The 21940-nt window shown below is 64.1% G+C and carries 22 protein-coding genes; 14 read left to right on the forward strand and 8 right to left on the reverse strand.

Translation table 11 applies throughout. The features are described 5' to 3' along the window. Window positions 1–33: 33 nt before the first annotated feature. From KP001_RS08660 to KP001_RS08685, 6 genes are all read left to right on the forward strand, one after another. Complete coding sequence (locus tag KP001_RS08660; RefSeq protein WP_217289119.1) at window positions 34–2379, forward strand: endonuclease MutS2; 2346 nt, start codon at window positions 34–36, stop codon at window positions 2377–2379. A 33-nt stretch (window positions 2380–2412) separates the two neighbouring features. Continuing rightward, window positions 2413–3339, forward strand: a complete 927-nt coding sequence (locus tag KP001_RS08665; RefSeq protein WP_217289120.1) for a dihydrofolate reductase — start codon at window positions 2413–2415, stop codon at window positions 3337–3339. A gap of 247 nt (window positions 3340–3586) precedes the next feature. Further along, entirely contained in the window at window positions 3587–4225 is a 639-nt protein-coding gene (gene recO / locus KP001_RS08670) for a DNA repair protein RecO (protein WP_217289121.1), read from the forward strand. A gap of 160 nt (window positions 4226–4385) precedes the next feature. After that, window positions 4386–5735 (forward strand): replicative DNA helicase, encoded by a 1350-nt coding sequence (gene dnaB, locus KP001_RS08675; protein ID WP_217289122.1) that lies wholly within the window; start codon window positions 4386–4388, stop codon window positions 5733–5735. A gap of 228 nt (window positions 5736–5963) precedes the next feature. After that, the gene (locus KP001_RS08680; protein ID WP_217289123.1) at window positions 5964–7247 is read left to right on the forward strand and encodes an enoyl ACP reductase FabMG family protein; all 1284 of its coding nucleotides are present in this window, start codon (window positions 5964–5966) and stop codon (window positions 7245–7247) included. A gap of 174 nt (window positions 7248–7421) precedes the next feature. Beyond that, window positions 7422–8132 (forward strand): response regulator, encoded by a 711-nt coding sequence (locus tag KP001_RS08685; protein WP_217289124.1) that lies wholly within the window; start codon window positions 7422–7424, stop codon window positions 8130–8132. Here KP001_RS08685 and KP001_RS08690 read toward each other — a convergent pair. The 6 genes from KP001_RS08690 to ybaK form a co-directional block, all read right to left on the reverse strand. Further along, complete coding sequence (locus tag KP001_RS08690) at window positions 8116–8679, reverse strand: hydrolase (RefSeq protein ID WP_217289125.1); 564 nt, start codon at window positions 8677–8679, stop codon at window positions 8116–8118. The two genes, KP001_RS08685 and KP001_RS08690, sit on opposite strands and share 17 nt — an antisense overlap. A 174-nt stretch (window positions 8680–8853) precedes the next feature. Then, window positions 8854–10290 carry a sigma-54-dependent transcriptional regulator gene (locus KP001_RS08695; protein ID WP_217289126.1) on the reverse strand — a complete coding sequence of 479 codons (1437 nt, stop codon included), beginning with the start codon at window positions 10288–10290 and terminating at the stop codon, window positions 8854–8856. A gap of 200 nt (window positions 10291–10490) precedes the next feature. Next, complete coding sequence (locus KP001_RS08700) at window positions 10491–11576, reverse strand: two-component system sensor histidine kinase NtrB (protein ID WP_217289127.1); 1086 nt, start codon at window positions 11574–11576, stop codon at window positions 10491–10493. After that, window positions 11569–12534: a tRNA dihydrouridine synthase DusB gene (gene dusB, locus KP001_RS08705; protein ID WP_217289128.1), complete on the reverse strand. Its 966-nt coding sequence runs from the start codon at window positions 12532–12534 to the stop codon at window positions 11569–11571. The genes KP001_RS08700 and dusB overlap by 8 nt, the downstream gene beginning before the upstream one ends. 241 nt (window positions 12535–12775) lie before the next feature. Next, window positions 12776–13651: an SIR2 family NAD-dependent protein deacylase gene (locus KP001_RS08710; RefSeq protein ID WP_217289129.1), complete on the reverse strand. Its 876-nt coding sequence runs from the start codon at window positions 13649–13651 to the stop codon at window positions 12776–12778. A 2-nt stretch (window positions 13652–13653) separates the two neighbouring features. After that, window positions 13654–14136, reverse strand: coding sequence for a Cys-tRNA(Pro) deacylase (gene ybaK, locus KP001_RS08715; RefSeq protein WP_217289130.1), 483 nt, complete (start codon window positions 14134–14136; stop codon window positions 13654–13656). A 127-nt stretch (window positions 14137–14263) separates the two neighbouring features. Here ybaK and KP001_RS08720 point away from each other — a divergent pair, with 127 nt between their 5' ends. The 8 genes from KP001_RS08720 to KP001_RS08755 all read left to right on the forward strand — a co-directional run bounded on the left by KP001_RS08720 (window position 14264) and on the right by KP001_RS08755 (window position 19599). Continuing rightward, window positions 14264–14674 carry a response regulator gene (locus tag KP001_RS08720; protein ID WP_217289131.1) on the forward strand — a complete coding sequence of 137 codons (411 nt, stop codon included), beginning with the start codon at window positions 14264–14266 and terminating at the stop codon, window positions 14672–14674. Next, window positions 14675–15187: a YkgJ family cysteine cluster protein gene (locus tag KP001_RS08725; RefSeq protein ID WP_217289132.1), complete on the forward strand. Its 513-nt coding sequence runs from the start codon at window positions 14675–14677 to the stop codon at window positions 15185–15187. It begins immediately after the preceding gene. 127 nt (window positions 15188–15314) lie between these two features. Beyond that, complete coding sequence (locus KP001_RS08730) at window positions 15315–15572, forward strand: TIGR03905 family TSCPD domain-containing protein (protein ID WP_217289133.1); 258 nt, start codon at window positions 15315–15317, stop codon at window positions 15570–15572. A gap of 11 nt (window positions 15573–15583) precedes the next feature. Continuing rightward, window positions 15584–15814, forward strand: a complete 231-nt coding sequence (locus KP001_RS08735; protein WP_217289134.1) for a hypothetical protein — start codon at window positions 15584–15586, stop codon at window positions 15812–15814. Window positions 15815–15978: 164 nt separating this feature from the next. After that, complete coding sequence (locus KP001_RS08740) at window positions 15979–16749, forward strand: enoyl-ACP reductase FabI (RefSeq protein ID WP_217289135.1); 771 nt, start codon at window positions 15979–15981, stop codon at window positions 16747–16749. A gap of 42 nt (window positions 16750–16791) precedes the next feature. Then, window positions 16792–18465 (forward strand): GTPase HflX, encoded by a 1674-nt coding sequence (gene hflX / locus KP001_RS08745; protein WP_217289584.1) that lies wholly within the window; start codon window positions 16792–16794, stop codon window positions 18463–18465. 42 nt (window positions 18466–18507) lie between these two features. Next, complete coding sequence (locus tag KP001_RS08750) at window positions 18508–19125, forward strand: trimeric intracellular cation channel family protein (protein ID WP_217289136.1); 618 nt, start codon at window positions 18508–18510, stop codon at window positions 19123–19125. Window positions 19126–19134: 9 nt separating this feature from the next. Beyond that, on the forward strand, window positions 19135–19599 hold the full coding sequence (locus KP001_RS08755) for an NUDIX hydrolase (RefSeq protein ID WP_217289137.1): 465 nt from the start codon (window positions 19135–19137) through the stop codon (window positions 19597–19599). Between the two features lie 75 nt (window positions 19600–19674). On the opposite strand, the gene rtcA is transcribed toward KP001_RS08755, so the two are convergent. After that, window positions 19675–20715, reverse strand: coding sequence for an RNA 3'-terminal phosphate cyclase (gene rtcA / locus KP001_RS08760; RefSeq protein ID WP_217289138.1), 1041 nt, complete (start codon window positions 20713–20715; stop codon window positions 19675–19677). A 12-nt stretch (window positions 20716–20727) separates the two neighbouring features. Beyond that, entirely contained in the window at window positions 20728–21897 is a 1170-nt protein-coding gene (locus KP001_RS08765) for a 6-phosphofructokinase (protein WP_217289139.1), read from the reverse strand. Window positions 21898–21940: the final 43 nt, after the last annotated feature.

A 21940-nucleotide genomic window follows, 5' to 3' on the forward strand; every position in this document is an offset into this window, starting at 1 on the left:
CCTTTACCTGTTTCTTCCCCCGGAGTTATCTACATGATCGACAAGGACACCCTGAAGCGGCTGGAATTCGACAAGATCCTCGAAACCGCCGCAACCTTCGCCCACTGCGAGGCATCCCACGACGGTGCCCTCGCCATTGAACCACTTGATTCCCGGCAGGAGATGGAACTGCGCCTGGGGCTCGTCGACGAGATCCGCAAGCTGACGCGGCTCGGCATCGCGCTCAAACTCGCCCCCTTCGAGGACATCACCCCGCAGGTGAAGGCCGTGCGTCCCGCCGGCGCGGTCATCGCTCCGGTCGCCTTGCAGCGTTTCATCCCCACCCTGCGCGTCATGGCCGCGGTGGCCTCCCAACTCTCCTTCCGCAGCGACGTGCCGCTGCTCCTCGCCGAGGCCGGATGCGTCACCGGATTCCCCGACCTTCTGAACCCGCTCGAGCACACGGTCAACGAGGAGGGTGAGATCCTCGACACCGCCTCGCGGCTTTTGGCGGACATCCGCGGCAGGAAAAAGGGGCTCACCGCCCGCATCAAGAAGCGGCTGGAGGAGATCGTGCGCGAGCGGCACACCGCGATCTTCCTGCAGGACGACTTCATCACCCAGAGGTCCGGGCGCTGGGTCATCCCGGTGCGCATGGATTCCAAGGGGATGGTCCCCGGGGTGGTGCACGACGTCTCCAACTCCGGGGAGACCGCGTTCATGGAGCCGCTGGAGATCATCGGACTCGCCAACGAACTGGAGAACCTGGTGGCCGACGAGCGCGCCGAGGAGATCCGCATCGTCCGGCAGATCTGCGACTGGATCAGGGAGGACGCCGAGGCCATCCTGCAGCAGTTCGAGGCGCTGGTCGAACTCGACATCCTGAACTGCATCGCCACCCTGAGCGACCGGCTCAAGAGCGAAACCCCGGTCATCGCCGACACCCCCACCATTTTGCTCAAGTCGGCGCGCCACCCGATCCTCACCCTCATGGGGAAGGAGGTGGTCCCCCTGGACCTGGAAATGGCCGCGGAGAACCGGGTCATGGTGGTCACCGGCCCGAACACCGGCGGCAAGACCATCGCCATCAAGAACGCGGGACTTCTCTCCGTCATGGCCCTGTGCGGCATGCCGGTCCCCGCCCTCCCCGGGACCGTGCTGCCGATGGTCAGGAGCATCCTGGTGGACATCGGAGACGAGCAATCCATCGAGGAGAGCCTCTCCACCTTCTCGGCCCACATCTCCAAGATCTCCAGCATCATCGGGCACGCCGACCGCGACGCGCTGGTGCTCCTGGACGAACTGGGCACCGGCACCGAGCCGGGACAGGGGGCGGCCATCGCCTGCGCCGTCCTGAAGGAGCTGCAGAACAAGGGTGCGCTCGTCGTCGCCACCACCCACTTGACCGAGATCATCGGCTTCGTGCAGCGCGAACCGGGCATGGTGAACGCGGCCATGGCCTTCGACCGGCAGAAGCTCGCGCCGCTGTACCGGCTGGTGGTGGGAGAGCCTGGCGAGTCGCACGCCCTCGAGATCGCCAGCCGCTACGGCCTCCCCGAGCGGGTGGTGAGCTTCGCGCGCGGCATGATCGGCACCATGGAGGCGGATTTTCACGCCCTCTTGCGCGACCTGAAGGAGAAGCGCGAGCAGTTGGACCGCACCCTCTCCGAGCTTTCCGAGCGGGAGGAGAAACTCTCGCGGGCGGAAAGTAACCTGGTGGACCGCCGCGACGAGGCCGCGAGGCTCGTGCAGGACGCCCGCGAGAAGGGGCTTTTGGAGGCGCAGCAGATCATCTCCAAGGCGCGCCGCGAGGTGGCCGCCATGATCGACGAGGCCAAGCGCGAGAAGGCGCGCGAGGCCAAGGAGAGACTGGACCAGGCGGCACGCGAGGTCGAGGCGGCGCTGGACGGACTGCATCCGGAAGAGAACGTCGACCCGGAAGCGGTCTCCGCCGGGGACGTCCTCTTCGTGAAGCCGCTCAACTGCGACGCCACCATCCTCTCGGTCGATCGCCGCGCCGGACGGGCCCGCGTACGCGCCGGAAGCATGGAACTGGACGTGGCGCTCTCGTCGCTGTTAAAGCCCAAGGGGAAAGAGCCGAAGAAGGTACGTAAACAGCGCGCCCGGCAGCAGGAAGCCGAGTCCGCGGTGCAGGAGCCCGCGACCAGCATCAACCTCCTGGGGCGGCGGGTGGAGGAAGCCATCGGCGAACTGGAGCCCTTCTTGAACCACGCCTCCCTGGAACGGATCTCCGAGGTCCGGGTGGTGCACGGCAAGGGAACCGGCGCCCTGATGAAGGGGGTGCGCGCCTACCTGGCCGGGCACCCGCTGGTGGCCGAGTTCCGGACCGGGGAGCGTTTCGAAGGGGGCGACGGAGTCACCGTGGTGACGCTGCGCTAGCATATAGCAATCAAGACTGACCGCGGAGGCCTTATGATCATCTCCATCATAGCTGCCATGTCTGACAACAGGGTGATAGGCGCCCACGGGAAACTTCCCTGGAACATCCCCGCCGACCTGGCCCGTTTCAGAACCCTCACCATGGGGCATGCGGTGCTGATGGGGAGAAAGACCTTCGAGTCGATCGGGCATCCGCTGGACGGACGCAAGAACATCGTGCTCAGCAAGAGCATGGCGCGCACCGACGGTGTCATCGTCGCCCGGACCCTCCAGGAGGGGATCGCGGCCGCCGAGGGGGACGAGGAGCTCTTCATCTGCGGCGGGGAGGCTGTGTTCCGCGAGGCGCTCCCCTTGTGCCAGAGGATCTACCTCACCGTGGTGCACGGCCGGTACGAGGGGGACGTGTTCTTCCCGCAGCCCCCCTGCTCGTTCACAGAACTGCACCGGGAGGAATTTCTGGAGGGCTCCCCCAGCACCACGTACCTGGTGCTGGAAAAGGTGGACCAGATCCAGCCGGGGAGCGACGTATTCGAGCTCAGGGAAAAGGGGGTGGAAGCACTAAACCGCCAGCTCTACTTCCTGGCCCGCTGCTGTTTCGGCCAGGCACAGGCCCTGGAGGAGTCTGCGGAAACCGCGTCCGACCTCGCCTTCAGCCAGGCCAAAAGCGGAGGAGACGCAGGCGAGGCGCTAAAGCTCGCCGAACGGGCCTTGCGTGAAGATCCAAACAACCTCCGTATCCGGTTGAACCTGGGGCGCATCCAGGTCCTCGCCGGGGAGAAGGGGAAGGGGCTGGAGACGCTGCGCAAAGGGGTGCAGATGGGGGGTGGGCAGGAATTCTACACCGAGCTCGCCAAGTGCGGCACCAGGGGAACGCCCCCGATCAAGTCCCTCCCCCGGAGCCACCCGCTGAACCGGTATCTCGGTCTTTTGATGCACAAGTTGAACATGCGGGGGCAATAAAGCCGTTTGTCGTTTTTGTAGGGGCGAATAATCATTCGCCCGCCCCTGCGCCGGCCAATCGCCCTTGCCGCAAGCATCCGGGCCACCACCCGCCACAGGTTGTACAGGGGCACCATCCGCGTGCCGACCCTCGGCATCGCAAGACACCGGTGCAGGGCGAACAATCATTCGCCCCTACAGTTGAACCATCCGTAATGTCCCCCCTTCTTATTGACTCCCCCCCCGCCGCAATGCTACTTTCCTCTCCATGAAAAACACCGAGGTTGAAGGGATCGTTTTGCGCCTCACCGACTTCGGGGAGGCGGACCGCATCGTGACCCTGTTCACCCTGGAACAGGGGAAGATGCAGGGGGTCGCGCGGGGAGCCAAGCGGAGCAAGAAACGCTTCGCCGGCGCCCTCGAGCCCTTCGCGCACCTCAAGGTGCAGCTGCACCTCGGCACCGGCCTCGCCACCTTGTCCAACGCCGACATCGTAGGGATCTTCCCCGGCATCCGCGCCGACCTCGCGAGGATCGGCTGCGCGGCCTACGCCTGCGAACTGGTGGAGCGGCTCACCCCCGAGGACGAGCCGGCCCCGCGCCTGTTCCGCCTCCTGTACTGCTACCTGGAACGCCTCAACGACGCACCGGCTTCCCCCTCCGACCGCCGTTTCTTCGCCGTGAATCTCCTGAAAATTCTCGGATACCAGCCCGAGTTGCAGGTGCGCGGGGTCTCCGCGGAGACCGCGTCCCTCTTGTCCCGCGCCATGCAGACGGGACGCTTCGGTGCGGTGGTCTTTCCGGAACCGCTCCTGCGCGAGGCGGACCTTCTTTTGAACCCCGCCATCGACCTCCATCTTGATCGCGAACTGAAGTCGCTCGCCTTCCTGAAGGAGTGCGGGGTCTAGCCGCCGCAACCACCTGAAGGCTCCGGCAACAGGGAAGAATCTTTCGCAAACCGTCAATCTTGTTGACCCCGGCGCCGGTAACGGGTACTATTCGACGCTTCAGCCAAACCTGCTTGCACGGCCGCGCCACGGCGCAGCTTTATCGTTTTTGAGGAACTGCATGAACCAAGCGGACATGAGAAAGCTGCCTCCGCAGAGTATCGAAGCCGAGATGTCGATCCTTGGCGGGATCCTGGTCGACAACGAGGCGATCAACCGGGTGCTCGAGGTCCTTTCACCGGAAGAGATGTACCGGGAGAGCCATAGAAAGATCATGCGCGCCATGATCGAACTGAACGAGCGTGGCGAGCCCTGCGACCTCATCACCATGACCACCATCCTGCGCAAGAAGGGGGAACTGGAGGAGGTGGGAGGCGGCGCCTACCTCGCCACCCTGGTCGACTTCGTCCCCATGGCCGCAAACATCTCCTACTACTGCAAGATCGTGAAGGAGAAGTACATCACCAGGAAGCTCATCTCCGCGGCCACCGACATCGTCAGCAACGGTTTCGAGGACAAGGTGGAGGTGGAGGAGCTGCTCGACTCCGCGCAGAAGGTGATCTTCGAGATCTCCGAGAACAAGCTGCGCCCCTCCTACTACAAGGTGAGCGACATCCTGAAGGACACCATCAAGAACATCGAGCTCCTCTACGAGAAGAAGGAGCTGGTGACCGGCGTCCCCACAGGCTATACCGACCTCGACAAGCTCACCGCGGGCTTTCATGCCGGCGACCTGGTCATCATCGCGGGGCGTCCGGCGATGGGGAAGACCACCTTCGCGCTGAACGTCGCCCAGTACGCCGCGGTCGACTCGGACAAGAAGTTCCCGGCCGCCATCTTCTCGCTGGAGATGCCCAAGGAACAGCTGGTGGAGAGGCTTCTGTGCTCCGCCTCGCGGGTCGACCTGACGCGCCTGCGCTCCGGGCACCTGCAGGAAAACGACTGGCCCAAGCTGATCAAGGGCGCGGGGCTTTTGCACAACTCCAAGATCTTCATCGACGACACCCCCTCCATCACGGTGATGGAGCTTCGCTCCAAGGCGCGGCGCCTCAAGGCCGAGCACGACATCGGCATCATCGTCATCGACTACCTGCAGCTCATGCGCGGCGGCGCCAACAGCGAATCGCGCCAGCAGGAAATTTCCGAGATCTCGCGCTCGCTGAAGGCCCTGGCCAAGGAACTGGGCATCCCGGTGATCGCCCTGTCGCAGCTGAACCGAAGCCTGGAGCAGAGGACGGACAAGCGCCCGATGATGAGCGACCTGAGGGAATCCGGGGCAATCGAGCAGGACGCGGACATCATCATGTTCGTCTACCGCGGCGAGGTGTACGACAAGGAAAACGAGGACCTCAAGGGGAAGGCGGAGGTCATCATCGGCAAGCACAGAAGCGGTCCCATCGGCACCGTCGACCTCGCCTTCCGCGGCGAGTACACGCGGTTTGAGAACCTGAGCAACAGGGAAGATTACTAGGGAGCCCGGCGTACCGGCGCAGCTGCTGGGCGAATGATCATTCGCCCCTACAGGTGCCACGCCACGTTCCGGCGTAGGGGTGATTCGCCCTGGCGGCGGTACCGATAGTGAAGAATTTGAAGCCCCTCCCCGCAACAGGGAGGGCCCGTGAGGGGGAACAGTTACCCTACCCCCTCCCCGCCTCCCCTCTCCGGGGGAGGAGCATACCACACGCAGAAAGGAACCTAGATGAGCAGATACCATGCAATGAAGGAAGTGCCGGCGTGCGCCGGATATAAGGAAGGGGACGTGCTGTTTCTGTGCGGCGAGCTGTTCGGCCGCGGCTACGCCAACGGCATCGTGGACGAGGCGAGGGCCAAGGGGATGACCATCATCGGGGCCACCGTGGGGAGGCGCGATGCCGACGGCACGCTGCGCCCGCTCAACGCGGAAGAGCTCGCCACCGCCGAGGCCGGCCTGGGCGGCACGATCATCAACATCCCGCTGGAGGCCGGGTTCGATATGGAGCCGGGTAAGGACGGCATCGCACCGGTGGACCGCTTCAAGGGCGTGAAACCGGACGACTGGGCTTCGGTCAAGCTGGACCAGGCGGAACTCGAGTACTCCAAACAGCGCGGCACCGAGCGCTTTTGCAACAACCTCGCGGCCGTGGTGGCCGAGTTGGAGAAGATGATCCCGGCCGGCAGCAAGCTCCTCGTGGTTCACACCATGGCCGGCGGCATCCCGCGCGCCCGCGTCTTCATGCCGATCCTGAACAAGCTGTTCAAGGGTCAGGGGGACCGCTTCCTTTCCTCCGAGGCCTTCTGGAACTCCGACATGGGTAAACTGTGCGACGCGAGCTTCAACGAGGTCACCGCCGACACCTTCCGCTACCTGATCGACGCCACCGCCGGCCTCAGGAAAAACCACGACACCCATTACGCCGCCTACGGCTACCACGGCACCGGCGTCATCATCGACGGCGTCATCACCTGGCAGTCCTACACCCCGTACCTGCAGGGGTGGGCCAAGATCCGCCTGGAGGACATCGCCATCGAGGCCTGGGAGAAGGGGATCAAGGCGACCGTGTACAACTGCCCCGAGATCCTTACCAACTCGAGCGCGCTCTTCCTCGGCGTTGAGAACTCCCTCTACCCGCTCATGGGCTCCCTGCGCGCCGAGGGCGTGCAGTCGGTGGTCGACGAATGCCAGGCGCTGCTGCGCGAAGGGACCACCGTCGACGACCTCCTTGAGATCGCCAACACCTACCTCACCTCCGAGCTCGTGACCAGCACCCGCGATTTCGAAAGCTGGCCGCAGCACAACAAGCCGGAGCAGCAGGAGTACATGCTGAACACCTCCGCGGAGCTGATCAGCATGAACGCCGATCAGAAGGACATCGTCTGCGCCGTGCTCTCCCGCGCCGTCTTCCAGGGGGTCGGCAGCCTCATGTTCAACAGCTCCTGGGATCCGCAGGCGCCGGTGTTCTGGCTGAACCACGATGTGATCGCGAAGACGCTGGCGAAAGGGTAATCGGCAGGCAACCGGGGGGCGAAACATGTTTCGCCCCCTTTTTTTACAGGCAAATCCCCTCTGATTCCCCTTGGCAAAGGGGAGGACGTGAGGGCTCGTGCGGCGCTTCGTGGCAGATTTGTTCCACTTTCCCCCTCATCCTAAACGCTTGATGGTACCGAAGTAGGAGTACACGTGGCACACAAGGTCCTGCTGGTCGACGACGTGAGCATGTTCCTGGAACTGGAGAAGGATTTCCTCTCACTCTCCGCGGTGGATATCTTTACCGCCAGAAACGGCGAGGAGGCACTGCGCATCTGCCGGGAACAGCACCCGGACCTGGTGATCATGGACCTGCACATGCCGGTGATGGACGGCGCCGACTGCTGCCGCGCCATAAAAAAAGACCCCCGACTCTCCACAGCGGTGATTCTCACCGCTTCTGAAGGGAAGGAGGCCGATCGCCAGCTCTGCCTCGAGGCGGGCTGCGACGATATCCTCTTCAAACCATTGGATCGCCTTGTTTTCCTGGATGCGGCCCGCAAGCTCCTCCCCGCCGTGGACCGGCGCGACAGAAGGGGGAGCTGCCGCTTCAACGTGAAGTTCCGCGCTTTCGGCCTCACCCTCTCGGGCTTTTGCATCAACCTCAGCCAAAACGGCCTCTACCTCGCCGCCGACGTCGACCTCGAACAAGGCACCCAGCTGGAACTGCTCTTCGTGCTGCCCGAACCGGCGAGCACCGTCATCCAGACCAAAGCGCGCATCGCCTGGCTCAACACCAGCAAGGCCCGCAGGAAGAGCACGCTACCGGAAGGGCTGGGTGTCCAGTTCGTCGGGATCTCCGAGACCGACCGCGAGCGGATCGACCACTACGTAAGTACCCTCCCCCCTACCTCACGAGTTTAGAAAGCTTCTTGAACTCTTCGGTGCCGGCGACGCGCAGCAACTGGAAGAGCACCGATTCGGTGGAGGTCATCACCGCGCCTGCCTGGGTCATGGTCTGCAGCGCGATCTCCCAGTTGTGCTTCTTCCTGCTCATCACCGCATCGACCACCAGGTGCACCACGTAGCCGCGCGAGAGAAGCTCCAGGGCGGTCTGCAGCACACAGACGTGGGTCTCCATCCCGGTCAGGATCACCTGGCGCCTGCCGTTTTTCTCCAGGGTCTCCAGAAAACCTTCCCCGCCGCAGCAGCTGAAGGTCATCTTCTCCAGGCTGGGGGTGCAGAGCTTCTCCTTCAGGGATGGGACCGTCTCGCCGAGCCCCTTCACGTACTGCTCCGTGGCGAGCGCCGGGATCCCCAGTTCCGCCGCGGCATCCAGCAGGATGGAGATGTTGCCGGTCAGCTTGCCCAGCACCTTCTCGTCCATGGCACGGCAGAGCTTGTCCTGCACGTCGACCACAACCAGTTGCGCACTCTCTTTTTCCAGGAAAAACCTTTCCAGCAGGGTCATGGGAGCCTCCTAAAGCAGGTTGAGATAGATAAAAACCGTCGGCCACGGAGAACTTCTGAGAAAATCTGAGAAAAACGGGCACCTGGGGAAACGCATAAAAAAACTTTCTCCGCTGTTCTCAGATTGCCTGCGTGGCAGATGGTCGTGAGGATTTATATGTCTTGATCCGGTTCTCTATTCCTTACGCAGTTCGATGCCCAGTTCGGTGATCTTCTTTCTCAGGGTGTTGCGGTTGATGCCGAGGATGTCCGCGGCGCGGACCTGGTTGCCGCGGGTCTTCTCCAGGACGAACCGGATCAGCGGACGCTCGACCTGCTCCAGCACCATGGCGTGCACGTCGCCGCTCTCCATCTTCTCCATGTTGGAAAAACAGCCGCGCAGCTTCAGGTCGACGATACCCTCCAGCGACAGCTCCTCCCCCTTCCCTTCCCCCTGGCGGCTCCTGAGACCGGGGAAATCGGATGCGACCAGGAGCGGGTCGGGCGAAAGGATCACGGCCCTCTTGATGGTGTTCTCCAGCTCGCGGATGTTGCCGGGCCAATTGTAGTTGCTCAGTAGCTTGACGGCGTCGGAGGAAGTGCGCTTGAGCGGCACCTCCAACTCGGAGCAGATCTTGCCGAGGAAGTACTGCACCAGGAGCGGGATATCCTCCTTGCGCTCGCGCAGCGGCACCAGCTGGATCGGGATCACGTTCAAACGGTAGTAGAGGTCCTCGCGGAACTGCTTGTTCCGTACGCTCTCCTCGAGGTCCTGGTTGGTGGCGGCCACCACCCTCACGTCCACGGGGATGCTCTGGTTGCCGCCGGTCCTGGTGATCTCGCGCTCCTGCAGCACCCTGAGGATCTTCGCCTGCAGGTCGATGGGCATGTCGCCGATCTCGTCCAGGAAGATGGTGCCGCCGTTGGCCTGCTCGAACTTGCCGAGCTTCCTCTCGGTGGCGCCGGTGAAGGCACCCTTCTCGAACCCGAACAGCTCGCTCTCCAGAAGCTCCTTGGGGATGGCGGCACAGTTGAGCGGCACGAACGGCTTGCCCAGACGCTTGGAGTTGTAGTGGATGGCGCGGGCGATCAGCTCCTTGCCGGTCCCCGACTCACCCTGCACCAGGACGGTGACGTCCGAGGGTGCCACCTTGCCGATGGTCTTGTAGACCTCGCGCATGGCAGGGGAGTTGCCGATGATGGTCTTCTCGAGCTGGTAGCGGTCGGCAAGCTCCTCCTTCAACAGCGACACCTGGGAGGTCATCTCGCGCGCCCGGCTCACCTTCTCCACCACCGCGTCGATGACACCCAGGTCGAAGGGCTTGGTCAGGTAGTCGTAGGCGCCGCGCTTCATCGCCTCGACTGCGTTCTTCATGCTCGCCTCGGCGGTCATGATCACCACCATGAGGTCGGCGCGCTCCTCCTTCACCCGGTCCAGAAGGTCCAGTCCCGTGAGGCCCGGCATCTTGATGTCCAGAAGCGCCAGGTCGTAGACGTTTTCCTTTATGAGCTTGAGCGCCTCGTTGCCGTCCTTGGCCAGCTCGACGTTGAAGCCTTTCTTCTTGAGGGCCTTGGAAAGGACCCAACGCATGCTCTCTTCGTCATCCGCCACAAGTATGTTGTTGATAGACATAAAAACTCCTAAAAGCCGTTCTATGTTCTACGTTCTACGTTCCAGGTTGGAACCTACAGGCCACGCTGCCTTAAACTGAACGTGGAGCATAGGACGTCAGACACTACATCTTGCCGGTTCGGCTCGTATGTCCAGGTCTGCAACGCCGAAGCCTCGCTGCTTCAAACGCAGAACGTGGAACATAGAACGCACTATGGCCGTTATTGCACCAGCGGCAGCATCACGGTGAAGACGGTGCCACGGGAAGGGTCGGAATCGACGCGGATCATGCCCCGGTGCTCGGACACGATCTTCTGGCAGATCGCCAGCCCCAATCCCGTCCCCTGGGACTTGGTGGTGAAAAACGGGGTGAACATGTTTTCCAGGACATCGGACGGGATACCCGGGCCGTTGTCGGTGATGTCGATGGCGACCATGCGGGCCCGCCGCTCCCCTTTCTGGGTCAGGGCGTAATCGGCCAGCACCCGGCTGGTCACCTTGACCACGCCGCCGGTGCCGACAGCCTCCATGGCGTTCCTGATCAGGTTCAGGAACAGCTGGGTCAGGAGCGCCTCGTCCGCCAGTATCGGGGGGATGCTCGGGTCGAAGTACTGCTGCAGGTAGACCTCTTTCCCCTCGCAGGCGTTTTTTTGCAAGAGAACGATGTCGGAGAGGACCCGGTGCAGGTTCACCTTGCCGAGCTTCAGGCGCCCCGGCGAGGCGAGGGCGAGGAGCTCCTCGACGATGAGGTTCACCCGCTGCACTTCCTTCAGCATGACCCTGACGTACTCCCTGAGGTCCTCGTTCTCGGGGAACTCCATCTCCAGGAGCTGGGCCGCCCCCTTGATCCCCCCCAGCGGATTCTTGATCTCGTGGGCGAGTCCCGCCGCCAGCGCGCCCAGCGATGAGAGCCGGTCGGCCTGACGGACGGCGCTTTCCAGCTCACGCACGTTGGTGAGGTCGCGCAGAAGCACGATGGTGCCGATCCGCTCGCCGCTCGAACTCAACAGCGGAGAGGTGCTGGTCCCGACCGGGGTGATCCGCCCCCCCCTCTTCAGCACGATGTTCTCGTGGTCGGAGACCGACATCCCGGTGCTGACGGTCTTCGCCACCAGCTCGTTCAGGGCGGAGTCTTTCTTGAAGATCTCGCTGAAGAGCTGCCCCATCGCCTGGCGCCTGGAGACGCCGGCCAGCTCCTCGGCGGCGGGGTTCACCAGGGTCACGGCTCCGGTGTTGTCCAGCACGATGACGCCGTCACCCACGCTGTCGACGACATTCGCGTAATAGTTCTCCAGCCGGTCAGCCATCAAAGAACTCCTCCATCGCCCCGACAAGCTCGGCAGCATGCTCGATCCGGTTCACCGCGGCACGAAACTGCGCGGCCCCCGGAAGCCCCTTGGAGTACCAGGCGAGATGCTTGCGCATCTCCATCAGGGCCACCCTGCCCCCCTCGAACTCGTTGAAGAGCTCGAAATGCCTGCGGGCGACCGCAAGCCGTTCCGCCACCGTCGGCGGCACCGGGACCTCTCCCCCCAAAAGGGCGAGCGCCTCCCGGAAAAGCCATGGGTTCCCCATCGCGCCGCGCGCCACCATCACCGCGTCGCAGCCGGTTTCCCGCATCATGCGGACCACGTCGTCCGCGCTGAAGAGATCGCCGCTGCCGATCACGGGGATCTTCAAGGCGCTCTTCAGTTCCGCAAGCTTCGCCCAGTTGGCCTTCCCCTCGAACATCTGGGCACGGCTCCTGGGGTGCAGGGTGATGGCGTCGCACCCCTCCTCCTGCGCGATGCGCCCCACCTCGAGGTAGGTGTCGTCGCCGCAGACCCAGCCGGTACGGATCTTCACCGTAAAGGGAAGCGCCGTCGCCTTGCGCACGCAGCGGATGATGCGCCCGACCTTGGCGGGGTCCTTCATGAGGGCGCTCCCCGCGCCGGTACCGACCACCTTCTTCACGGGACATCCCATGTTGATGTCGATCAGCTCGCCGTATCCCTCGACCAGCCGCGCCGCCTCGGCCAGCATCTCCGGCTCGTCACCGAAAAGCTGCATGCCGATGGGGCGGTCCTGCGGCGTGGTCTTCAGGAGGTCGAAACTCTTGCGCCCCTCCCTCGTCAGGCCGTTGACGCTCACCATCTCGGTGAAGGTGAGCGAAGCACCCCCCTCGCGCGCGATGATGCGCATGGGGAGATTGGTGATGCCGGCCATGGGGGCCAGAAATACCCGATTCCTCAGGGTAAGGTAGCCGATGGCGACGCTGTTTTGCATATGTGATAACGTCCTTGTCTGCCTAAAAAATGTGCATACTAGCAACTAAGAATTTAAAACGCAAGGGATTTTTGCGGGGCGCGTATACGGGAAAGGAGGGGGGCGGGAAAGGAGAAAGCGAAAGGATGTGTCACGTGAGAAACAGGGTGCGCGCTTGCCCCTCCGGGGGAGGGTGGCCGGAGGCCGGGTGAGGGTGGCGCCGCAGGGGACGCGGCGACTGGCGCAAGCTTGGCGGGCGCCCTCACCCCGGCCCTCTCCCGGAGGGAGAGGGAGAACTCGCGGAAGCTGACAGCATTTCTTCTATCCCCGTCAGTCCTTCGAGGGCGCCGCAGGGAAGGGAGAGGTGCGGCGGCCGGATCTGCGGTTCGCGCGGATTGATGCGGATGACGCGTGCGCCGGAGAGGGAACCGATCCGCTCGCTCGTCGCACGCACGGTGGGAATGGCGGTTCCGGCGCCCAGTTCGATGACCACGACGCGCCGGCCGGAATGACGGGAAAGGAACTGCCGGAAGCGCTCCTGCTGGCGTCCGGTGCGCTCGCCGATCCAGGCGTAGTCTCCGAACATGAGGATGTTGGGACGGGCCGCCCTGCCGCAGCGCGGGCAAAGCGGCACATGATCCGAGCGCATGGTCTCCTCGTCGATGCGGAACTCTTCGCGGTTGTCCCAGATCCGGTCGCAGCAGGGGCCGGTGCACTGCAGGTGGTGGATGGAGCCGTGGAACTCCAGCACGCCCTCCCCGGGGAAACCGGCCTTCTGGAACTGGCCGTCCACGTTGGAGGTGGCGACGAAGAGGTCGAGACGGTAGCGACGCGCCCAGTCAAGCAGCAGGGCGAAACCGGCATGGGGGACGGTGGCGCGGTAGAGGTTGGTGCGGTGGCCGTAAAAGCCCCAGCCGAAGGCGGGGTCGTGCTCGAAGTGTTCCGGGTTGGCGGCGTCGACGAAGCTGATGCCGAGGCGCTGGTAGAGCGGATAGGCGCGCCAGAAGCCGGTGTCGCCGCGAAAGTCGGGGAGGCCGGAATCGACCCCCATGCCGGCCCCGGCGGTCACCACGAGCGCCTGCGCTCCGGCGACAGCCTCGGCGGCTTCCCTGAAGAGCGGGGCGAGACCGGCGGCCATGCCTAAATCCCCACCTTGACCGGGACCGGCTTCAGTACCCGCTGCAGCTCGGCGGGAGGGAGAGAAACGAGAAAGCCGCGGCTGCCGCCGTTTATGTAGATGAGCGGCAGCTCCAGGATGCTCTCTTCGATGTAGACCGGCATCGCTTTCCTGGTGCCGAAGGGGGAGGTGCCCCCCACCATGTAGCCCGAGTGGCGGTTGGCGGTATCGGGGGTACAGGGGGCGACGCTCTTGACGCCGATGGCGCGCGCCAGTTCCTTGGTGGAAACCTGGAGGTCGCCGTGCATCAGCACGACGAGAGGCGCCCGGGTATCGTCCTCCATGATCAGGGTCTTGATGACGCTGTGCTCGTCGACGCCGAGCTCGCGCGCCGAAACGGCGGTGCCTCCCTTCTCCTCGTACTGGTAGGGGTGCTCGCCGAAGGTCACCCCGGCCTGCCGCAGTACACGAATGGCGGCCGTAACCGGCGATTTCACCTTGGCCATCGCAGTTCTCCTTGAAAAGATTTGCATTTGTTATTAAAAAAGTCGCTTGCCACGCACTGACATAGCAGCTATAGATTAATAACACGACTCCAGCAGCTTAACAACCGTGTAACTAGGGTAACTTCTTATGGGAAATGAGAACCAGCGGCCGGCCAAAGTGCTGGTGATGGACGATGACGAGATGGTCCGCTTCGTCGCGGGCGAAACCTTGAAACGCTACGGTTTCGAGGTCGAATTCGCCAACGACGGCGCCCAAGCCGTGGAGATCTACCGTGAAAGGCACGAAGCGGGCGAGGGCTTTGCCGCCGTCATCCTCGACCTGAACATCCCCGGCGGCATGGGGGGGCAGGAGGCGATGAAGCGCCTGCTCGAGATCGATCCCGCCGCCAAGGGGTACGTCTCCAGCGGCCGCACCGATGACCCGGTCATGATGAACCACCAAACCTTCGGCTTCAGCGGCACCATCGAGAAGCCGTACTTCTACCTGAACAAGCAGCTCATGGAAGAGTTCAGCAAGACCCTGCGTGGCACAGAATAGATGAGCGGTTTGGAAAACTACCTCGCCCTGCTCTCCCGCGTGGATGAAATCTGCCAGCGCACCTTTGAAGCCTTCAGCCCACACATCACCTGCCGCGCCGGTTGCGACGCCTGCTGCCGGCACCTTTCCATCTTCGCCGTCGAAGCCGCCGCGCTCACCAGGGCGCTGCGGGAGCTCCCCGCAGGGGAGGCGGAACTGGTACGCGCCAAGGCGCGGGGGGCGCGGGAAGACTCCCCCTGTCCGCTGCTCCACGACGGCCTTTGCCTGCTCTACCAGTCCCGCCCCATCATCTGCCGCACCCATGGGCTGCCGCTTCTGCTTTCGCGCGATGGGGAGCGGACGGTGGATTTCTGTCCGGAGAACTTCCAGGGGCTCCCCAGCATACCCGGCAGCGCCGTCATCGACCTGGAGCGGCTGAACGTGATGCTGGCCACCATCAACGCGCTGTACCTGCAGTCCTTCCCGGGGCCGGAGCGGCTCACCATCGCCCAGGCTCTCTCTCTCCCCGATTGACAAATCGATCTACTTCAGGGTATATGGCCGATACGAAATTCACCGCGCGCTCATAACCGGGAACCAGAGGGTGGCGCCGCGAATTTTCACGCATATACTTACCAGCTGACAAAGGAGAGGCATCAAGATGAAGGTGAGCTACAACACGTCCGGGAGCTGCGCGTCGCGGATAGAGATAGAGATCGAGGATGGCGTCATCGTCGCCACCAAGTTCGTGGACGGCTGCGCCGGCAACACCCAGGCGGTCGCCGCCCTGGTGCGCGGCATGGAGGTAGCCGAGGCGATCAGGCGCCTGAAGGGGATCGCCTGCCAGGGGGACACCTCCTGCCCGGACCAGCTGGCGAGAGCCCTGGAGCAGTCCCAGTGCAGCACCAGACCTTCCTAGAGGGGGGCATTATGGAAATCTTCGGCGGGTTCATGATGATGATGAGCATCATCGGCTTCTTCCTGGTGGTGATCTGGTTCATCCTCCCTTTCGTGATCTTCAACATCAAGGCCCGGGTGGACCGCTCCGCGGTGATGCTGGAGGAGATGGACCGGCGCCTGAAGGGGATCGAGCGCTCCCTGCAGGATCTGCGCGGGGCGGCGGATGAAAGAGAGGAACGCCCCCTGAACCCTCCGCTGTAACGGTACCGGCGGGCGGGACCGCGCCCGGTCCCGCCCGCCCCTCCCCCCCGCGACACCTGCCATTGCGCTTGCCAACCCCCGTTTTTTTCATTATTATGTCCCGCTACATGTCCGCCGCCAGAACTAGAGAAACTTAATCTGGAGTGGGCACGCAAGGAGAATCCATGGGTTTACTGGAAGGCAAAAAAGCACTCATCTTCGGGGTAGCTAACGATAAAAGCATCGCCTGGGCCACAGCCGAGGCGTTTCATCGCGAAGGGGCCGAGGTGGCCCTGGCCTACGCGGGAGAGGCGGTCGCCAAGAGGGTGATGCCGCTCGCGGAGAGCATCGGCTCCAAACTGGTCCTTCCCTGCGACGTGAGAAGCGACGAGGAAATCGCACGCCTGTTCGGGGAGATCGCCGGGGCGTGGGGGGGGCTCGACATCCTGGTCCACTCGGTGGCGTTCGCGAACAAGGAGGAGCTGAAAGGCTCCTTCCTGAACACCACCCGTGAGGGGTTCGCCACGGCCCTCGACATCAGCGCCTATTCCCTCATCGCCATGGCGCGGGAGGCCGCCCCGCTCATGCAGGGGCGCGACGGCAGCGTGATCGCCATGACCTACTACGGCGCCCAGAAGGTGTTCCCGAACTACAACGTCATGGGGGTCGCCAAGGCGGCGCTGGAGGCGAGCGTGCGCTACCTGGCCGAGGCGATGGGGCCTGACGGCACCAGGGTGAACGCCATCTCCGCGGGGCCGCTGAGGACGCTGGCTTCAGCCGGCATCGGCGGCTTCGGGCAGATCGCCGGGCACGTCGCCGACAAGGCGCCGCTGCGGCGCAACATCTCCCAGGAGGAGGTCGGCAACGCCGCCCTCTACCTCGCCAGCCCCCTCGCAAGCGGCGTGACGGGAGAGATCCACTTCGTAGACTGCGGCTACAACATCATCGGGCTCTAGCGGAGGCGCGCCATCAGAGGATTGCACGGTAACCTGACAGGGCTGAAACCAAGCCAGGTAAACAGGCTGGAGAGGCTGTACCGCCGCCGGGTCAAGCCGGGAGAGGTCATCTCCCTGGAACTTGCCCGGGAACTCGCCGACATCTCGCTGGAGATCCGGCGTCAGCTCGGCATACTGATAAGCCGCATCGGCGAGATCGCCTACGTGGTGGTGGGGGACGAGCGGGGGATCATGATCCCCGCCCTGGACGACTACCCGCTGGGGAAGAGGCTTTTGCGCGGGGTGCGCCTGGTGCATACCCACTTGAAGGGGGAGGTCCTCTCCGACGACGACCTGACGGACCTGTCGCTTTTGCGCCTGGACCTCATCGCCGCCCTGCAGCTCACCCAGAACCCGGACCGCTTCTCGATCCAGACCGCGTCCCTCGTCCCTCCCGACGGCGGGCACCTCCCCTACCAGGTCGACCCCTCGGTCCCCTTCCAGAAGTACGACCTCGACTTCAAGGGATTCGTGGAAACCCTGGAGCAGACCATGGAGCGCGGCCTCAAGGAAGGGAAGGTCGTCTCCAGCGGCCAGGAGCGCGGCATCCTGATCTCGGTGACCCAGCGCCCCATGGAGGAGGCGGTCGATTCCGTCGAGGAACTGAAGGAGCTGGCGCGGACCGCGGGGGTGGGGGTCCTGGACACGGTGATCCAGCGTCCCAAGGAGTTCAACCCGCGCTACCTCCTGGGGGAGGGGAAGATCCGCGAGGTGGTGATCAAGGCGCTGCAGTACGGCGCCACCATGCTCGTCTTCGACCAGGAGCTCTCCCCGGCCCAGGTGCGTTCCATTTCCGAGCTGACCGAACTGAAGGTCATCGACCGCAGTCAGTTGATCCTGGACATCTTCGCCCGGCGCGCCACCACCCAGGACGGCAAGGTGCAGGTCGAGCTGGCGCAGCTTAAGTATCTGATGCCCCGGCTCTCCGGGCGCGGCGTGCAGATGTCGCGGCTCATGGGGGGAATCGGGGGGCGCGGCCCCGGCGAGACCAAGCTGGAGGTCGACCGCCGCCGCATCCGCGACCGTATCGCGCATCTGGAGCGGGAGCTGAAGGAACTCTCCAACGGCCGGTACCAGCGCCGCCAGAAAAGGGTGAAGGCGGGGATCCCCATCATCTCCATCGTCGGCTACACCAACGCGGGCAAATCCACCCTCCTGAATACCATGACCAAGAGCGAGGTGTTCACCGAGGACCTCCTCTTCGCCACGCTGGACACCTCGTCCAGGCGGCTGCGCTTCCCCATGGACCGCGAGGTGATCATCACCGACACGGTCGGCTTCATCCGAAGCCTCCCGAAGTCCCTGCTGGGGGCCTTCAAGGCGACCCTGGAGGAGTTGAAGGACGCCGACCTCCTGATCCACCTGGTCGACTGCGGTCACCCCCGCCTGGAGGAGCACATAAGCCAAGTGAACGCCATCCTGGCCGAACTGGAACTCTCCCAGAAGCCGACCCTGCTCGTGTTCAACAAGATGGACCTCCTACCGGACCTGAAGAAGAGCGACCCTCTCGCTTTCATGAAGGTGCGGCAACTGACCCGCAAGTACGGCGCCGTCACCATCAGCGCCTCGGACCGAAAGACCCTCGAACCGCTCATGAAGGAGTTGCAGCAGCGTTTCTGGCATGACGTCGAGGATTACCGCACGCCGGGCGAGCACCACGAGGAGCTCGAGGAGTAGCCGAAGCTTCGCAATCCCGTAAGCCAGAGGAACGACTTTTTCATGGACCAGCAAGCCATCATCTACGCCCTGGACCTTTTGGGCACCGTCGCCTTCGCCGCCTCCGGCGCGCTCGCCGGGGTGCGCCGCGGCATGGACCTTTTGGGGATCATCGTCCTCGGCATCGTCACCGCCACCGGCGGCGGAGTCATCCGGGACGTCCTCCTAAACGACACCCCTCCCTTTTGTTTCAAGAACGAACTCTACCTCTACCTGGCGGTCGCCGCCTCGGTCGTCGTCTTTCTCACCCCCCGCAGCTTCGAGCGGATGAACCGCGCCATGCTCCTTTTGGACGCCCTGGGACTCGGGACCTTCCTCGTGATCGGGACCTCGAAGGCGCTCCAGTTCAACCTGGGGCTCATGGGAGCCATCATCATGGGGGTGATGACCGCGACCTGCGGCGGGCTGGTGCGCGACCTCCTCTCCAACGAGATCCCGCTCATCCTGCAGCGCGAGATCTACGCCTCGGCCTGCGTCGTGGGGGGCGCCCTCTTCTTCTTCCTGCACCAGACCGCGATCCCCTCGCAGGTGAACCTCACCGTCTCCGCCCTCACCGTGATCGCCATCCGCTGCACCGCCATCGTGAAAGGGTGGCAGTTGCCGCGCGGCCAGGCGCTTTAGCAGTACGCCATGGGAAAGCAGAGTGCCGGCCTGATCATGTACCGCTTCAGAAACGGCGAGCCGGAGCTCCTGCTGGTGCATCCGGGAGGCCCGTTGTGGGCCCGGAAGGATTTGGGGGCATGGTCGATTCCAAAGGGGGAATACCTGGAGGGGGAAGACCCTTTCGTGGTGGCGCGGCGCGAGTTCGCCGAGGAAACCGGTATGACCCCTGGAGGGGAGTTCCGGGAGCTGGCGGAGATCAGGCAAGCTGGCGGGAAGCGGGTGAAGGCATGGGCGTTTGCCGGCGACTGCGACCCTGCCTGCCTCACCAGCAACAGCTTCACCATGGAGTGGCCGCCGCGCTCCGGCCGGCGGGCCGAGTTTCCGGAGGTTGACCGCGCGGCCTGGTTCGGCATCGCGGAGGCCAGGGAAAAGATCCTCCCCAGCCAGCTCCCCCTGGTCGACCAGTTGGTTTCCCTGCTGCGAAAGGGATGAGCCGACCGCACGGGATGCGTCATCACCCGATCCACCAACAGAAAAGGCGGCCTCTTACGGGCCGCCTTTTTCCTTTCACGGCGTGGGGGCGATGGCCACCGTCCCCGGTCCCCCCTCCTTCCCCTCGACATGACAGGAGAGTTTCAGGAAGCGCCCCGCCACCTCCAGGTTGGTCAGGAGGTGACTGGTGATGCGCGAGGTGCGAAAGAAGGAGCCTCCGGTGGCGCGGACCAGGTAGAGCACCAGCTGGTCAGCCAAGTGGGGATCGATCGGCGCGCCGGTTTCGTGGTGATCGAGAAACTCCCGGGCGGCCTCCCCCCCGACCGTTTCGGCGGGCTTTCCCCGCTCCCCGAGGGCGGTGAAACCCGCCACCGCATGCTCGTACTCCCCCTTGATGAAGACGAAGGTCCCCTGTCCGAAGATCTTGAGTTCCTTCACGTCGGTCTCCACCGGCAGGCCGCGCTCGAGCCTCCCCTTCAGGCTCGCAAGGACCGACTGGAGCTGCCGCTCGGCGATGGCCCGGGGAAGGTTGCCGGCGGCCGAGACGACGCTCAGCCGGGTGAGCCGTCCCCGTTCACGGACCAGGCAGGGCGCCAGCACCCCGGCCGGCTCCAAGGAGCAGCTTACTCTCCCTCCACCTTTGGGATAGAAGCCGAAGGAACGGGCGGAGGTCTCGCCGCGGACCCCGAGGCGGGCGATGCCGGGCCAGAAGACCTCCTCGAAGTAGTTCCAGGAAGGGCTGAAGGGGACGTGGGTGCCGCCGGTCACCGTGACCCGGCTGGCCTTGCGGGCGGAGAGCAGCAGGGGGATCACGGTCTGCAGCACCAGGGTGGCCGAGCCCGCCGTGCCGATGTCGAAATGGTACTCTCCGGGGGTGATGCTGTCGGGAAGAAAGCTCAGTTCCGGGGAACCAAGCCGGTCCCCCGCCACGTTGGCAGAGGCGATGCGCGCCGCCGCCTGCACCGCCATCAGGTGCTGGCGCATGAGGCCCGATGTGGCGCGTTTTTTCCTGATGTTGTAGATGTGGAATCCCTGGCCGGTCAGGCAGGAAAGACTCAAGGCGCTGCGCAGCACCTGCCCTCCCCCCTCACCGATGCTGCCGTCGATCTCGATCATGGGTCACCGCTTTCAGTACAAAAACATCGGCTTGCCCAGCACGTGACGCACCTTGGGGCGGTACTCGGCGGCGTCGTAGAGCTCGGCCACGTCCACCCTCTTCTCCCCCTGCATGATGGTGCTGATCGGGATGTGCCGGTAGGTCCCCCCCTGCATGGCGACCATGCGCCCGGACATCCCCTCCGTGATCAGGTCCATGGTCATGTTGGCGTAGTTGTAGGCGACCATCAGGTCGAGGGAATCGGGAGCGCCGCTGCGCATGAGGTAGGAGAGCTGCTGGTAGATGATGTGGGACCCGGTCAACTGCTTCACCGCCTCGCTCACCACCACGCCGATCCCCCCGAGCTTCTTGTGCCCGTAGGCGTCCTCCTGGCCGTACTCGACGATCTGCCCCCCCACCATGGACGCCCCCTCGGATATGGTCACCATGGCGTAGTTGCTGCGGTTTGACTTCTTGTCCTCCTGGAGAAGCAGGGAGAGCTTCTCGACGTCGAAGGGGACTTCGGAGATGAGCGCGCGGTCCACCCCGGCGAGATACGCGGAGATGAGCGAGGTCTCGCCGGAGTTGCGCCCGAACAGTTCCACCACCGCGATCCGCTCGTGGGACCCCGCGCTGGTGCGCAGGTTGTGGATGAAGTTGACGCTCCTCGTCACGGCCGTGGAGAAACCGATGCAGTAGTCTGTGCCGAAGACGTCGTTGTCCATGGTTTTCGGGATCGCAACGACCGGAACCCCCTCGCGGTTCAGGCGTTCGGCGTAGCTCAGGGTGTCGTCTCCCCCGATCGGTATCAGCACGTCTATGCCGAGGTGCTCGAGGTTGGAGAGGATGTGCGGGGTGAAGTCGTGCGGTCCCGAAGCGGGATCGAAATCGTCGCCCCGCAGGAAGACCGGGACGTCGGCGCCGGCCACCTTGCCGGGGTTGGTGCGGCTGGTGTGCAAAAAGGTCCCCCCGCTGCGGTCGACGGTGCGCACCGTGTGGCGGTCCAGCGGCATGATGGTCCTCTCCCAGCTCTCGGGGTCGTCGCGGTTGTAGTTCAACAGCCCCCCCCAGCCGCGCCGGATGCCGACCACCCGGCACCCGTTTTCGGAAGCGCGCGTCACCAGGGTCTTAAGGGCCGGGTTAAGCCCCGGCACATCGCCGCCACCGGTCAGAACGCCTACGGTCTTCTGCCTGTCTGCCATGGGTCTCTCCTTTAATGATCGGCATTAAAAAACTTTCACATTA

This window comes from Geomonas subterranea, from assembly GCF_019063845.1.
Classification (GTDB): domain Bacteria; phylum Desulfobacterota; class Desulfuromonadia; order Geobacterales; family Geobacteraceae; genus Geomonas; species Geomonas subterranea.